Raw genomic sequence first — 14,236 nt, 5'->3', positions numbered from 1 at the left:
GGATCAAGAGCCTGGCGCACCTCCTCCCGCGCCAGGCTCTTTTCTTTTCCCGAAGTTTTCACCGCGGTTTGACTCGGCAGGCGTCGACGGACTATTTGAACGGGCGCCCCTGTCCGGTGCGCGCACCGGTTGGAGTTTGATCATGATCGGCAGATGGCGCGCCCCGCATGCGGCCCTGACAGGTCTTCTGGTAGCGCTGGTGCTCGCCGGCTGCGGCGGCAGACCGGTCGGCGTCATGCAGGCGGCCGGCACGGTGCCGCCTGGGACCTCGAAGGTCGATCTGCTGGTGGCGACGACGCGGGCTGCCGATGACAATCCCGCCGTGCTTTTCTCCGGCGAACGCGGCACCGGGCTCACGGTCAATGCCGTCGATGTCTCCATTCCGCCGGATGCCAATCGCAAGGTCGGCCAGGTGCAATGGCCAAAGCGGCTGCCGGCCGACCCCTTACGCGATTTCGTTACCGTGTCGGTCGATCCGCTCGAGGGCGAGCGGGCGGGCGAGACCTGGCTGAAAACCCATATGCCGAAAAGCCGCCGTGTGCTCGTCTTCGTGCACGGCTTCAACAATCGGTACGAGGACGCCGTCTACCGCTTCGCCCAGATCGTCCATGATTCCCATGCCGACGTCGCCCCCGTCGTCTTCACTTGGCCCTCACGCGCCAGCATCTTCGATTACAATTACGACAAGGAAAGCACCAACTATTCCCGCGACGCGCTGGAGGAGCTGCTGACCCGAACCGCCGCCAATCCTGCCGTCAGCGATGTCACCATCATGGCGCATTCGATGGGCACCTGGCTCACCGTCGAAGCGCTCCGGCAGATGGCGATCCGCAACGGCCACGTGGCCTCCAAGATCAACAATGTCATTCTCGCTTCGCCCGATCTCGATGTCGACGTCTTCGGCCGCCAGTTCGCAAGCCTCGGCCAGGACAGGCCGCATTTCACCATCTTCGTCTCGCAGGACGACCGGGCGCTCGCCTTGTCGCGGCGCATCTCCGGCAATATCGATCGCCTCGGCCAGATCGACCCCTCGGCCGAGCCCTATCGCAGCAAGCTCGAAGCGGCCGGCATCACCGTTCTCGATCTCACCAAGCTCAAGGGCGGCGACCGGCTGAACCACGGCAAATTCGCCGAAAGCCCCGAAGTGGTGAAGCTGATCGGCGACCGGCTGATTGCCGGCCAGACAATCACCGATTCCAATGTCGGCCTCGGCGAGGCCGTCGGCGCCGTGGCGATGGGCGCTGCCCAGACCGCCGGAAGTGCCGTCGGCGTCGCCGTCAGCACCCCGATCGCCATCTTCGATCCGCGCACCCGGCGCAATTACGACGCCCAGCTGAAGCGTCTCGGCCAGTCGGTGGACAATACCGTCGGTTCGGTCGGCGACAGCGTCGGCGCCGGCCTGCCCGCAAGCCAGTAAAAATTTCGTAGGCAATCGCCGCTGATCTGATATATCAGGCTGACGAAGCGGCGGTCTTGTCTGCCGTGCGGTTGGGTTGATGGCATGGCTGAAGAGACGAAGAAGAGGGTTGTTGTCGTCGGCGCGGGGGTGATCGGCGCCTCCATTGCTTTCGACTTGCAGCGACGTGGCCTTCAAGTGACGCTGGTCGACAAAGGCGAGCCCGGACGCGGCACCTCCTTCGGCAATATGGCGAGCATCGCGCTCGATTTTGCTGCCGGTTCCGGTCCTTCGACCTGGAAGAAAATGCCCGGCTGGCTACTCGATCCCGAAGGCCCGGTCTGGCTGCGGCCCTCCTATGCGGCAAAGATGCTGCCCTGGTTTCTGCGTTTCCTCGCCGCCGGCCGCCCGTCGCGCCTCAGAGAAATCGAAGATGCCGGCATGAGCCTGTCGCAGCGCGCGCTCGGCGATCTCAGGGAGATGCTGCAGGCGATCGGCGCCTCCGACCTGATGACGGAGGAGGGGTGTCTGGCCATCTACGAGACGGAAGCGGAATTCGCCGCCGACCGCGGCCACCTCGCCATGATGCAGCGTTACGGCCTCGAATTCGAAGTCTTGAGCAACGGCGCCATCCAATATTATGAGCCGGCTCTTTCGCCTGTCATCGCCAAGGCCGTGCTGCTGCCCGACAACAAGTCGATCCGCGATCCCTATAGACTGGTGGTAAAACTGGCCGAGGCGGCCAAGGCCGCGGGCGCGGCCGTTGTCTCCGGCGCCGTTAGGAACATCGAGCGCAAGGGCGATGGCGCCGTCGTCGTCCTCTTCGACGATGACCGCCGTCTCGAGGCCGATTCCGTCGTGCTCGCCGCCGGCGTCCACACCCGTTTTCTGGCCGAAAAGCTCGCCGAGCCGATCCCGCTCGAAACCGAGCGCGGCTATCACACGCAGATCATGAAGCCGGGCATATCCATGCGCTATTCGGTGATCTGGCCGGCGCGCGCCTTCATGGTGACGCCGACGGCCGGCGGCATCCGCGTCGGCGGCAATGTCGAACTCGCCGGTCTCGATGCCGCGCCGGACTTCCGCCGTCCGCGGGTGCTGGTGCGCCACGCCCAGCGTGCGCTGCCCGGGCTGAAACTCGGGGAGGCGACGGACTGGATGGGCCATCGCCCGGCGCTGCCCGATACGATCCCGATCATTTCGCCGTCGTCGAAAATGCCGGGTGTTTTCTATGCAACCGGCCACGGCCATCTCGGCCTGACCTATGCCGCGACGACAGCGCGGCTGATCGGCGATATGGTGACCGGCATTGAGCCGCCGGTCGACCTGACCCCGTTCCGCATCGACCGATACTAAGGCAAGAGAATCTTCAACAGTTACGTCTGAACTGGAGTTTTCGATATGAGATGGAAGCGCACGATCCAGCTGCTGGATGTCCATGCCGAAGGCGAGATCGGTCGCGTCGCGATCGGCGGCGTGCCGAAGATCCCGGGCGATACCATCGCCGCCCAGCTGCATTGGCTGAACACCGATCCGAAGGGCGACGAGCTGCGCCGCTTCCTCTGCCTGGAGCCGCGCGGCGCCCCGATCGGCTCGGTCAATCTGCTGCTGCCGGCGCGCCACCCGGAAGCGGACGCCGCCTTCATCATCCTGCAGCCCGACCAGGCGCATGCGAGCTCCGGCTCGAACTCGATCTGCGTGACGACCGCCTTACTGGAGTCGGGCATCGTCGAGATGCAGGAGCCCGAAACGGTCGTAACGCTCGAGACCGCAGCCGGTCTCGTCAAGGCGACGGCGACCTGCCGCGACGGCCGCTGCGAAAAGGTCAAGCTCACCATGGTGCCCTCCTTCGTGCATGAGCTCGATGTCGAGATCGACACGCCGCATTGGGGCAGGATCAAAGCCGATCTCTGCTATGGCGGCATCTTCTATGCGCTGGTCGATGTCGGCCAGATCAATCTGACGATCGAAAAGGCCAATGCCGCCGGCCTCGTCCAGGCCGGCATGATCCTCAAGGAGCTGATCAACCGAGACATCAAGGTCGTCCATCCCCAAATCCCGGCAATCTCAGGCGTCGCCTATGTCATGTTTCGCGATACCGAGGCCGACGGCACGGTGCGCACCTGCACCACCATGTGGCCGGGCCGGGCCGACCGCTCGCCCTGCGGCACCGGCAATTCCGCCAATCTCGCCGCGCTCCATGCCCGCGACAAGGCGAAGGTCGGCGACGTCTTCACCTCGAAATCGATCATCGGCTCGCAGTTCGAGGTCGGCCTGCAGGCGGTGACCGAGGTCGCCGGCCGCCCGGCCGTCATCCCCACCATCACCGGCCGCGGCTTTACCTTCGGCCTCACCCAGGTGGCGCTCGATCCCTTCGACCCGCATCCCGGCGGCTTCGCGCTGACGGATGTCTGGGGGCCGTCGGCGGGGGAGATTTAGGCCAGGGAAGGGTGGCGTCTTGTTCCAAAGCGCGCCGGATCACATCTTCGATTTGCCTCTCACCGAGGCGAGCAAGTTTCGATAGGTCTCGTCACAGCGGCCCATGATCCAGCCGTGGCAAAACAAGACGTGCGAAAAGATCGGCCTCGGTGGTATGCGGGTAGCCCGAAAGAATGAAAGCTTCGATTCCCTCCGCGCGATACGCCTGCAGTTTGGCCAGAACCTGGTCGGGATCGCCGACGATCGCAGCACCGCAGCCGGAGCGGGCGCGGCCGATACCTGTCCAGAGGTTGTCCTCGACATAACCCTCGCTGCCGGCCTGGTCGCGCAGTTCGGTTTGGCGCCTGACGCCGACGGACTGGCTGTCGAGCGATTTCGCCCGGATGGCTGCACCCGTGGCGTCATCGAGTTTCGACAGCAGCCGGTCGGCGGCAAGTCGTGCCTCATATTCGGTTTCGCGGACGACGACATGCACGCGGTAGCCGAAGCGGAGCGCGCGGCCACGCGCCTGTGCCCGGCTGCGAAGATCGGCAATCGTCTCACGGACGGCTTCCATCCGGTCTGGCCACATCAGATAGATGTCGGCACCTGCTGCCGCTGCTTCGCGAGCATCCTCGGATAGACCGCCGAAATAGAATTGCGGGCAGCGTCCCGACAGCGGAGCGATCCGCGGCGGATCGACCTTCAGCTTCCAGAAGGTCCCGTCGTGATCGAGTTGCTTTCCATCAAGCAGCGTGCGCAGGATCGACATGGCCTCGATGGTGCGGGCATAGCGCGGGCCGCTCGCAAGGGTTTCTCCAGGCATCTCGCTGGAGATGATGTTGACCGAGAGGCGGCCATGAGCGATGCGGTCGATGGTGGCGATCTGGCGGGCCAGCTGCGCTGGCCAGTTTTCGCCAATGCGAACTGCCATCAGGAGTTTGATCCGGCGCGTGAGCGTTGCCATCGCCGAAGCAAAAGCTGTCGTATCAATGCCGAGCGCATAGCCGGACGGAAGCAGAATATTGTCGAAGCCGCCGCTTTCAGCCTGCAGGACGATATCGCGACAGTGTTCGAAGCTCGATAGTAGCCGTGGATCGGGAGAGCCGAGGAATTCGTAGTCGTCGTCGCACAGAGCGGAAAACCAGCTGACTTCGCAGGCGGTGGTCATATGTGGGTATCTCCGGTCTCGTCGGCGCAATCTCGCGCGGCATTTCTCTATCGGCCCGGTTTCTGGCGCAAGTGTCTCTGGTAGCAGCCCCTGCCTGTCGAAGGAAGGAACGGCGCTTTTGTCCTTCTCCTGTTTCGTAGTTCAATTTTCGAAGCGGGGGTTGCCGCGTGCGGCAGATTGTCCTCGTCAACTGCTTTGCCGATGAAGCAGCGTGAAACGAGTATCGATGACCGTAGGCCTTCTTTCGCCGCTATCGGCTATGCGCTCAAGGATCAGGCGCGCAGCCTCCGTGCCGATCAGATCTCCCGGCGGACGGATGGTGGTGAGCGAGGGATTTGAGGCGGCGCTGAAGCTGAGATCGCCGAAGCCGATCACCGAAAGCTGTCCGGGGATGTTGATTCCGAGCCGCTGGCATTCGAAGATTACGCCGAGCGCCATATGATCGTTGGAGCAGGCAATGCCATCCACCTGTGGAAATTTCCGCATGGTTTCGCCAAGAAGCATGGCGCCTACTTCGGCGCTCGACGGTGCCGGATGCTGGATGATTTCGACGGTAGCACCCGAGGTTTTGCGGGCTTCCTCTACAAATCCCTCGGCGCGGTGCGCCGCTCTTTTGTCTTCCTGCAGTCGGGCGCCGAGAAAGACGAGATTGCGGCGATTTCGTTGAACAAGGTGCGCGGCCATCGAGTGGCCGACCTGTTGGTGGTGGAAACCGACGGCCATCTCGATAGGCTCTGAGCCGAGTTCCCAGATTTCGACCACCGGCACACTGCTTTCGCGCAGGAGCCTCCTGGTCGCATCGCTGTGGCTAAGCCCCGTCAGCACGATCGCCGCCGGCGCCCAGGACAAGGCCATTCGTACGAGGTTCTCCTCCTCGCGCTCGCTGTATTCGGTGTGGCCGAGCAGCACCTGCAGCCGCTCCTTGCCCAGTTCGGCCTGCATGGTTGCAACTGTTTCGGCAAAGAAGGCATTGCGTACCGATGGCACGATGATGCTGACGGCGCGCGAAGAGGCGGCGGCGAGCCCTCCGGCCATCAGGTTCGGGACATAGTTGAGAGCCTCGATCGATTTTGCGATCGCCTCGCTGGCCGACGCCGATACGGCGTCCGGTTTGCGCAGATAGAGCGAGACGGTCGACGGCGAGACCTCGGCCCGAGCCGCGACATCCATCATCGTCACCCGCTGCATCTTGCGGCGTTTTCGGGTCGGCTTCGCGGAGCGTTGAGTATCCACTATTTATCCCGTCGATATAGTAGCGCTATTATTTCATTGCATAATAACCCATAGGCTTGCGTTGAACAATTGCCATTGACGGGAATTGCGCCCATTTGCCTGATAAAACTCGATAAGTCGGCAAATTTTCCTTGCCGGGTCTGGCTTGTCCGAATTCACCCGCGGCAATTTTCAACGGGGAGGCTTGCAAAAGAAAATCGTAGCGCTATTATTGCTGCGGGAAATGAAGATGGGCACGGGACACGGTTCCGTCTCCGGGAGGTTTGAATGGCGGGAGTGAGCCTGCGGGCGCTGGACAAGAGTTATGGTGCCCTTCGCATCGTCAAGGGCATCGATCTTGAGATCGCCGACGGCGAGTTCGTGGTCTTCGTTGGTCCGTCGGGCTGCGGCAAATCCACGACCCTGCGCATGGTTGCCGGGCTGGAGGCGATCACCGGCGGCGAGGTCAGGATCGGCGACCGTGTGGTCAACCGGCTGGCGCCGCGTGAACGGGATATCGCCATGGTCTTTCAGGACTATGCGCTCTATCCGCACAAGACGGTTCGGGAGAATATGGGTTTCAGCCTGAAGGTGCGCGGGATCAACGCCGGAGAAGCTGCGGTGCGGGTGGACGAGGCCGCCAACATGCTCGGCATTTCCCATTTGCTCGATCGCCGGCCTGGCCAGTTGTCCGGCGGCCAGCGTCAGCGCGTCGCCATGGGTCGCGCCATCGTCCGCCGTCCGCAGGTCTTTCTTTTCGACGAGCCGCTGTCCAATCTGGATGCAAAATTGCGCGGTCAGGTCCGCACCGAAATCAAGAAGCTGCATCAGGCAATCGGCACGACAATCATCTACGTCACCCATGACCAGGTCGAGGCGATGACGCTGGCCGACCGGATCGTCATCCTGCGCGGCGGTGAGATCGAGCAGGTCGGAACGCCGGACGAGGTCTACAACCGCCCGGCCAGCGTCTTCGTCGGCGGCTTTGTCGGATCGCCCGCGATGAATTTTGCCAAGGCAAGGGCCGATGGCGGCCATCTGGTCTTTGCCAACGGAGACCGCCTGCCGCTGTCGGCAACCCAGGTCCCCGCGGTCGATGGCCGCGAATTCGTCGTCGGGATCCGTCCGGAGCATTTCGCGGCAAACGCGTCGGAGGTCGCCCTGACCTGTCACGTTCAGGTCGTCGAGCCGCTCGGCTCCGATACGCTCGTCCACTTCGCCGTCGGCAACGAAATCCTGACGGCCCGAATGCCGCCGGAGACGCGGGTCAAGGCCGGCGAAACGCTGAAGATCGGCGTGGATCCCGCGAAAATCCATCTTTTTGACGCCGCGACGGAGCGCGCCGTCCATTGACGACCCTGCGCGGTGGAGGATGCCAAGATCGCGCGACCAAACATCAAACGGGAGGAAATCATGACTTTTTCGAAATCAATCGGGGCATTGTTCTGCGGCGCGATGCTGGCTTTCGCGATGCCGGCTTCGGCCGAGACGGCGCTGAACATCTACATCTCCAGCCAGCACCAGCCGGACGTCTGGCGCAAGGCGCTCGACAAGTATGAAGCCGCCAATCCGGATGTGAAGGTCAAGATCGAGACCGGCGGCAACACGTCCGAAGCCCAGGCGCAGTATCTGAACACGGTGATGTCGGCCAAGGACACCTCTCTCGACGTTCTGATCCTCGACGTCATTCGCCCGGCGCAATTTGCAGCTGCCGGCTGGACCAGCGATTTCCCCGGCAAGGACATGTCCTCCTATCTGCCGGCCTATGCGAGCGCCAACACCGTCGATGGCAAGGTGATCGCGCTGCCGGCCTTCGCGGATTCGCAGTTTCTCTACTATCGCAAGGACCTTCTGGAAAAATACGGTATCGAGCCGCCCAAGACCTGGGATGAGCTGAAAGTTGCCGCCAAGAAGATCGCCGAAGGCGAAGGAAATGCCGATCTCCAGGGTCTGTCCTTCCAGGGCAAGGCGATCGAAGGCGCGGTCTGCACCTTCCTGCTGCCGTACTGGAGTCAGGGCAAGACGCTGACCGATAACGGTCGCCTGACCTTCGATCGCGACGCGGCGATCAAATCGCTCAGTCTCTGGAAGGCTTTTGCCGACGACGGCGTTGCCAAGAAGAACATTGCCGAAGTCGGCACCGACGACACGCGGAAGGAATTCCAGGCTGGCAACGTCATCTTCGCCGTCAACTGGTCCTATGCCTGGGCGCAGGCGCAGGGCAAGGACTCCGCGGTTGCCGGCAAGGTCGGCGTTGCCCGTCTGCCGGCCATGACCGGCGGCGAGCAGGCAACCTGCCTCGGCGGCTGGGAATGGGGCGTTTCCGCCTATTCGCAGCATCAGGACGAAGCGAAGAAGCTGGTCGAATACCTGTCATCTGAAGAAGTTTCGAAGTTCATGGCAATCAACGGCTCGCTGCTGCCGACCTATGCCGGTCTCTACCAGGACGCCGAGGTGACGAAGAGTGCGCCGTGGTTTGCCGATGCACTGCAGGTGGTCGAGACCGCCAAGCCGCGCCCGGTGACGCCGCGCTACAACGAAGTGAGTGAAGTCATCCGCACCACGGTCAACGCCGTTCTCGCCGGCGTGACCACGCCGGAAGACGGTGCCGATCAGATCGGCGCACGCTTGAAACGCATTCTGCGGTGAGGAGCCCGTAACTCCTTGCGCAATCCCCTCCCTTTCCTCCGGGGAGGGGAAACCTCCTCAAGGCGGACGAGCAGCATCCGGTTGCAACGGACGAGGCATCGGCCTTGCCCTTCAAACCTCTCAACGTTTCGGAACGAGACCATGGCGACGACAACCACACTCAAGGCGACGGATACGCGTGAGCATCAGCCAGCGGTCTGGACTCGGTGGCTCGATCTCAGCGACCGTGCCCTTGCCGTTTTGCTCCTCGCGCCGGCCGGCCTTCTTCTGGCATTGATCATCGTCTATCCGGTTTGTCGGCTCATCTATACGAGCTTCCTCAACCTATCGCTCACCTCGGGCCTGCCGGCGGAATTCGCCGGGCTGGAAAACTACCGCCTGATGATCGACGATCCGGTATTCTGGGAAACCACCTGGAATACGATCTTGATCACACTGATCACCGTGCCGGGCGCGCTTTTGCTGGGGCTTGCACTTGCGTTGCTCGCCAACCTGCCCTTCCGGACGCAGTGGCCCGTCCGGCTGTCGCTGCTTATTCCCTGGGCGTTGCCGCTTTCCTTTGCCGGTTTGATCTTTGCGTGGTTTTTCCACTCGGAATATGGCGTCGTCAACGATGTGCTGAACCGCTTCGGGTTCGAGGGGATCATCTGGTTCAACTCGCCGGACTGGGCCTTCGCCGCCATCTGTCTGACGATCATCTGGAAGACGTCGTCCTTCATGGCGCTGATCATCCTGGCCGGTCTGCAGACCATTCCGCGCTCGCTTTACGAGGCGGCGGACGTGGACGGCGCCGGACGGTTGCGCCAGTTCTTCGAAATCACCCTGCCGCTGCTGAAGCCTTCGATCGTCGTGGCGCTGATCTTCCGCACCATCACCGCGCTGCAGACCTTCGACATCCCCTACATGATGACGGGCGGCGGGCCGGGCACATCCACCGCGACGCTTGCCATGTACATCCACCAGAACACCGTGTCCTTCCTCGATCTCGGCTATGGATCGGCGCTCGCCGTCGTGATGTTCGCGCTGTCGATGTGCGTGACCGCCGTCTATCTCCGCATGATCCGGACCAAGGAGTAACATTCATGAGAACGACGACAGCCCCCGGTTCGGCGTCCTTCCTGTCCGGCAGGCCGCTGCGTGTCATCGCTGCCGGCATCCTTCTGGTGAACGGCATGTTCCCGGCGCTCTGGATCCTGTTTACATCGCTGAAGACCGAAGCCGAGCTGACGGCAAAGCCCATTACCTGGATCCCGCATGCTCCGACCGTTCAGAACTATGTGCAGGCCTTCTCCGACCAGCCGCTGCACATCTTCCTGTTCAACAGCTTCATGGTGGCGCTGCTGTCGACCGCACTGACGCTGTTCGTCGCGGTGCTGGCGGCCTATGCGCTCGCCCGGCTCAATCTGACCTATCGCGGGCTGATCCTGTCGCTGATCATCGCCGTCTCGACATTCCCGCTGGTGACGCTGCTGGTGCCGTTGTTCGAAATCATGCGGGCGCTCAATCTCCTCAACAGCTGGACGGCGCTGATCCTGCCCTACACGGTGCTGAGCCTGCCGGTCTGCACGCTGATGCTGGTCTCCTTCTTCGAAGGCATTCCCCGCGATCTGGAAAATGCCGCGATGATCGACGGCTGCACCCGTATGGGCGCGCTGTTCAAGGTGGTGGTGCCGCTTTGCGCGCCTGGTGTCTTCACTGCCGGCATCCTCGCCTTCGTCAATGCCTGGGATGAATTCCTGCTGGCCCTGTCCTTCAACTCCAACCCGTCATTGCGCACGCTGCCGGTTGGCATCCAGCTTTATCAGGGCGAATTCGCCTTTCCCTGGCCGGTGATCTCGGCAGCGCTGGTCGCCGGCATCGTGCCGGTCGCCATCCTCATCGTCATCTTCCAGGAGCGCGTCGTCTCCGGCCTGACGGCGGGGGGCATCAAGGGATGAACGAGGTGAAGAAGAGACGCGATCTTTCGGAACTGCGCAGCCAGCGCTGGTTCGCCTCGGACGATATGCGCGGTTTTGCCCACCGACAGCGCACGCAGCAGATGGGCATGCGCCGCGACGAGTTCATGGGGCGGCCGGTGATCGGCATCATCAACACCTGGAGCGAGATGAGCCCCTGCCATGCACATTTGCGCGATCGTGCCGAGGCGGTGAAGCGCGGCGTCTGGCAGGCGGGCGGCTATCCGGTCGAAATGCCGGCGCTCTCGGTCGGAGAGGTCATGGTGAAGCCGACCACCATGCTCTACCGCAATTTTCTCGCCATGGAGTGCGAGGAACTGCTGCGCTCGCATCCGGTCGATGGGGCCGTGCTGCTCGGCGGCTGCGACAAGTCTACCCCGGCCCTGCTTATGGGCGCGATTTCGATGGATATTCCGGCGATCTACTGCCCGGCAGGTCCGATGTCGAACGGGCAATGGCGTGGCATGAAGACGGGCGCCGGCACACATACCAAGAAATATTGGGACGAACTGCGCGCCGGCAACATCACCCAGTCGGACTGGATCGACCTCGAAAGCCGTATGACGCGCTCGGCCGGCACCTGCAACACCATCGGCACCGCCTCGACGATGACATCGATCGTCGACGCCATGGGGCTGACGCTGCCGGGCGCCTCTTCCATCCCCGCCACCGATTCCGGTCATCCGCGCATGGCATCGGCCTGTGGTGTCCGGATCGTCGAGATGGTCTGGGAAGACCTGAAACCCTCCGATATCCTGGACAGAGCGAGCTTTCTCAACGGCCTGGTTGCCTACATGGCGCTCGGCGGCTCCACCAATGCGGCCGTCCATCTGATCGCCATGGCGCGCCGCGCCGGTGTCGATCTATCGCTCGACGATATGGCGGCGATGGCCGGCCAGGTGCCGGTGGCGGTCAACGTCTTTCCATCGGGCGAGTACCTGATGGAGGACTTCTATTTCGCCGGCGGTCTTCTGGCGCTTCTCAACAAGTTTTCACGTCACCTCGATCTGACGCGACCGACGGTCAACGGCCAAACGCTTGGCGACAATATCGCTGCGGCGGACTGCTGGAACGACGACGTCATTCGCGGCGAGGACAATCCGGTGGTGCCGCTGTCGCGCGGCAAGACGCTGGAAGTTCTGCGCGGCAACCTGGCCCCGAACGGCGCCGTCATGAAGTCCTCCGCAGCCAGCCCGAAATTCCTGAAGCATGTCGGCCCCGCCATCGTCTTCGACAATCCGGGCGTCATGAACACGATGCTCGACGATCCCGATCTCGATATCACCGAGGACACGGTGATCGTGCTGCGCAATGCCGGCCCGGTGGGTGCACCGGGCATGCCGGAATGGGGCAATCTGCCGATACCCAAGAAGCTTCTGAAGCAGGGTGTGCGCGACATGGTGCGCATCTGCGACGGCCGGATGAGCGGTACGCATTACGGCACCTGCATCCTGCACGTCTCTCCCGAGGCCGCTGTGGGCGGACCGCTGGCGCTCCTGAAGACTGGCGACGTCGTCGAACTCGACGTGACCGCCGGGACCATCAACATGCGGGTCGATGAGGCGGAAATGGTCCGCCGCCGCGCGGCATGGAGACCGGCCCCGCCGATCTACCAGCGATCCTTCGCAGCCCTTTACCAGCAGCATGTCAGCCAGGCCGATCAGGGCTGCGATTTCGATTTCTTAAGCGGAACGGCCGTGGTGCCCGATCCGGCGATCTACTGAGGAGACGACCATGAGCCTGACCAATCGCTTCAAGGCATGGCTTGCCGAAAAGGACCGGCCAGCACCGCTCGGCACCTGGCTGATGGCCGCGGCTCCGGCAACGGCCGAGGCGCTCGGCTATTCCGGCTTCGATTTTCTCGTCGTCGATATGGAGCATGTGCCGGTCGAGGTTTCGGACGTCGCGGACATTCTGCGCGCCATCGGCTGCACGCCGGCCGAGGCCGTGGTGCGCCTTGCCTGGAACGATCAGGTGCTCGTCAAGCGCGTGCTCGATGCTGGCGCGCGCACGGTCATGCTGCCCTTCGTGCAGACCGCCGAGGAGGCCCGCGCGGCGGCGTCCTACACCCGCTATCCGCCACAGGGCATTCGCGGCGTCGCCGCCGTCCATCGTGGCTCGAAATTCGGCACGATCCCGGACTATCTGAAGCGGGCGAATGGTGAAGTCTGCACCATCGTACAGCTCGAAACCCCGGAGGCGATCGAGCGGCTGCCGCAGATCTCCGCCGTCGCAGGTATCGACGCGCTGTTCGTTGGTCCGGGCGATCTTTCGGCCGCCATGGGCCATATCGGCAATATCGCCCATCCGGAGGTCCAGGCGCTGATCGAAAAGGCGGCCAAGGACGCACATGCCGCCGGCAAACCGATCGGCATCGTCGGCCCCAATCCCGACATGGTGAAACGCTTCCTCGGCTATGGCTACGACTTCGCGGCAATTGCATCCGATATCGCCATGATGACCGGCCGCGCCAATGACTGGCTCGGCGTCTTGAAAGGGCAGGCGGCCCCTGTCGCGGCACCAGCCGCTGCCTATTGAGGATACGTCCGTGCGCACCGGCTTCGACCTCGTTCTCGACGCAAAAACGTCGCTCGGCGAATGCCCTCTGTGGTCGGTTGCCGAGCAGGTGCTCTATTTTGTCGATATCAAGCGCTGCCGCATCCATCGTTTCGACCCGCCGACGGGTGGCCTGACGACGCTTGAGCTTTCGGAAGAAGTCGGCTGCATCGGCCTCGCCGCAGGGGGCGGTTTCGTGGCGGGGTTGCGGTCGGGAATCTGGCGGCTGGATACCGACGGCAGGCCGGTTCGCAAGCTCGCCGACAATCCTGAGGACCAGACGATCAGCCGCTTCAATGACGGCATGGTCGATCCGATGGGCCGGTTCGTTGCCGGAACGGTGGATGAAAGCCGCGAAAAGGGAATTGCCGGACTTTACCGGTACGACCGTAACGGATTGGCGCGACTGGCCGATGGTCTCTTGACCTCGAATGGCGTCGCTTTCTCACCGGACGGACGCCGACTTTATCACGCCGATACGCTGCGCTACACGCTCTACGCCTATGATTACGCGCCGGAAACCGGCACCGCATCCAACCGGCGGGTCTTTGCCCGGTTCGGCGGCGAAACGGACAAGGGCCGCCCGGATGGCGGCGCTGTCGACCTCGATGGCTGCTATTGGACGGCCCTGTTCGAGGGCGGCCGGGTGCAGCGCTACAGCCCGGACGGCGCGCTGCTGGCCGAATATCCTGTTCCCGTCAGATGCCCGACAATGGTCAGCTTCGGCGGTGCGGACATGCGCATGCTCTTTTGCACCAGCGCCAGCGTCGGCCGCTCCGAGGCAGAGCTTGAAGCATTCCCGCTGTCCGGCGGACTCTTTGCCATGCGCACCGATGTCGCCGGGCTGCAAAAACCTTTTTTCAATCCGGAAGTCTGATC

12 protein-coding genes are annotated in these 14,236 nt (G+C 63.0%); 10 read left to right on the top strand and 2 right to left on the bottom strand.

Translation table 11 applies throughout. The annotated features are described in order from the left end of the window. The first annotated feature begins 142 nt into the window (after positions 1-142). From MHI61_RS21415 to MHI61_RS21405, 3 genes are all read left to right on the top strand, one after another. Entirely contained in the window at positions 143-1,417 is a 1,275-nt protein-coding gene (locus tag MHI61_RS21415; protein WP_239790433.1) for an alpha/beta hydrolase, read from the top strand. Positions 1,418-1,501: 84 nt separating this feature from the next. After that, positions 1,502-2,752 (top strand): FAD-dependent oxidoreductase, encoded by a 1,251-nt coding sequence (locus MHI61_RS21410; RefSeq protein ID WP_239790432.1) that lies wholly within the window; start codon positions 1,502-1,504, stop codon positions 2,750-2,752. Between the two features lie 45 nt (positions 2,753-2,797). Continuing rightward, positions 2,798-3,835 carry a 4-hydroxyproline epimerase gene (locus tag MHI61_RS21405; RefSeq protein ID WP_239790431.1) on the top strand — a complete coding sequence of 346 codons (1,038 nt, stop codon included), beginning with the start codon at positions 2,798-2,800 and terminating at the stop codon, positions 3,833-3,835. 91 nt (positions 3,836-3,926) lie between these two features. On the opposite strand, the gene MHI61_RS21400 is transcribed toward MHI61_RS21405, so the two are convergent. Both MHI61_RS21400 and MHI61_RS21395 read right to left on the bottom strand, forming a co-directional pair. Next, on the bottom strand, positions 3,927-4,985 hold the full coding sequence (locus MHI61_RS21400) for an LLM class flavin-dependent oxidoreductase (protein ID WP_239790430.1): 1,059 nt from the start codon (positions 4,983-4,985) through the stop codon (positions 3,927-3,929). A 186-nt stretch (positions 4,986-5,171) separates the two neighbouring features. Continuing rightward, the gene (locus tag MHI61_RS21395) at positions 5,172-6,218 is read right to left on the bottom strand and encodes a LacI family DNA-binding transcriptional regulator (protein ID WP_239790429.1); all 1,047 of its coding nucleotides are present in this window, start codon (positions 6,216-6,218) and stop codon (positions 5,172-5,174) included. Positions 6,219-6,485: 267 nt separating this feature from the next. On the opposite strand from MHI61_RS21395, the gene ugpC reads away from it, so the two are divergent. The 7 genes from ugpC to MHI61_RS21360 all read left to right on the top strand — a co-directional run bounded on the left by ugpC (position 6,486) and on the right by MHI61_RS21360 (position 14,234). Then, positions 6,486-7,550, top strand: a complete 1,065-nt coding sequence (gene ugpC, locus MHI61_RS21390; RefSeq protein ID WP_239790428.1) for a sn-glycerol-3-phosphate ABC transporter ATP-binding protein UgpC — start codon at positions 6,486-6,488, stop codon at positions 7,548-7,550. Positions 7,551-7,610: 60 nt separating this feature from the next. Continuing rightward, positions 7,611-8,846, top strand: coding sequence for an ABC transporter substrate-binding protein (locus MHI61_RS21385; RefSeq protein WP_239790427.1), 1,236 nt, complete (start codon positions 7,611-7,613; stop codon positions 8,844-8,846). Positions 8,847-8,987: 141 nt separating this feature from the next. Next, positions 8,988-9,923 (top strand): sugar ABC transporter permease, encoded by a 936-nt coding sequence (locus tag MHI61_RS21380; RefSeq protein WP_239790426.1) that lies wholly within the window; start codon positions 8,988-8,990, stop codon positions 9,921-9,923. A 5-nt stretch (positions 9,924-9,928) separates the two neighbouring features. After that, positions 9,929-10,783, top strand: a complete 855-nt coding sequence (locus MHI61_RS21375) for a carbohydrate ABC transporter permease (RefSeq protein ID WP_239790425.1) — start codon at positions 9,929-9,931, stop codon at positions 10,781-10,783. Next, positions 10,780-12,525 carry an L-arabinonate dehydratase gene (gene araD / locus MHI61_RS21370; RefSeq protein WP_239790424.1) on the top strand — a complete coding sequence of 582 codons (1,746 nt, stop codon included), beginning with the start codon at positions 10,780-10,782 and terminating at the stop codon, positions 12,523-12,525. Before MHI61_RS21375 ends, araD begins: the two co-directional genes overlap by 4 nt. A 10-nt stretch (positions 12,526-12,535) precedes the next feature. Continuing rightward, complete coding sequence (locus MHI61_RS21365) at positions 12,536-13,339, top strand: aldolase/citrate lyase family protein (protein WP_239790423.1); 804 nt, start codon at positions 12,536-12,538, stop codon at positions 13,337-13,339. 10 nt (positions 13,340-13,349) lie between these two features. Next, positions 13,350-14,234: an SMP-30/gluconolactonase/LRE family protein gene (locus MHI61_RS21360; RefSeq protein WP_239790422.1), complete on the top strand. Its 885-nt coding sequence runs from the start codon at positions 13,350-13,352 to the stop codon at positions 14,232-14,234. Positions 14,235-14,236 lie beyond the last annotated feature (2 nt).

This window comes from Rhizobium sp. K102, assembly GCF_022385315.1.
GTDB lineage: Bacteria > Pseudomonadota > Alphaproteobacteria > Rhizobiales > Rhizobiaceae > Rhizobium > Rhizobium croatiense.
This window is presented reverse-complemented; position numbering and strand designations above follow the sequence as displayed.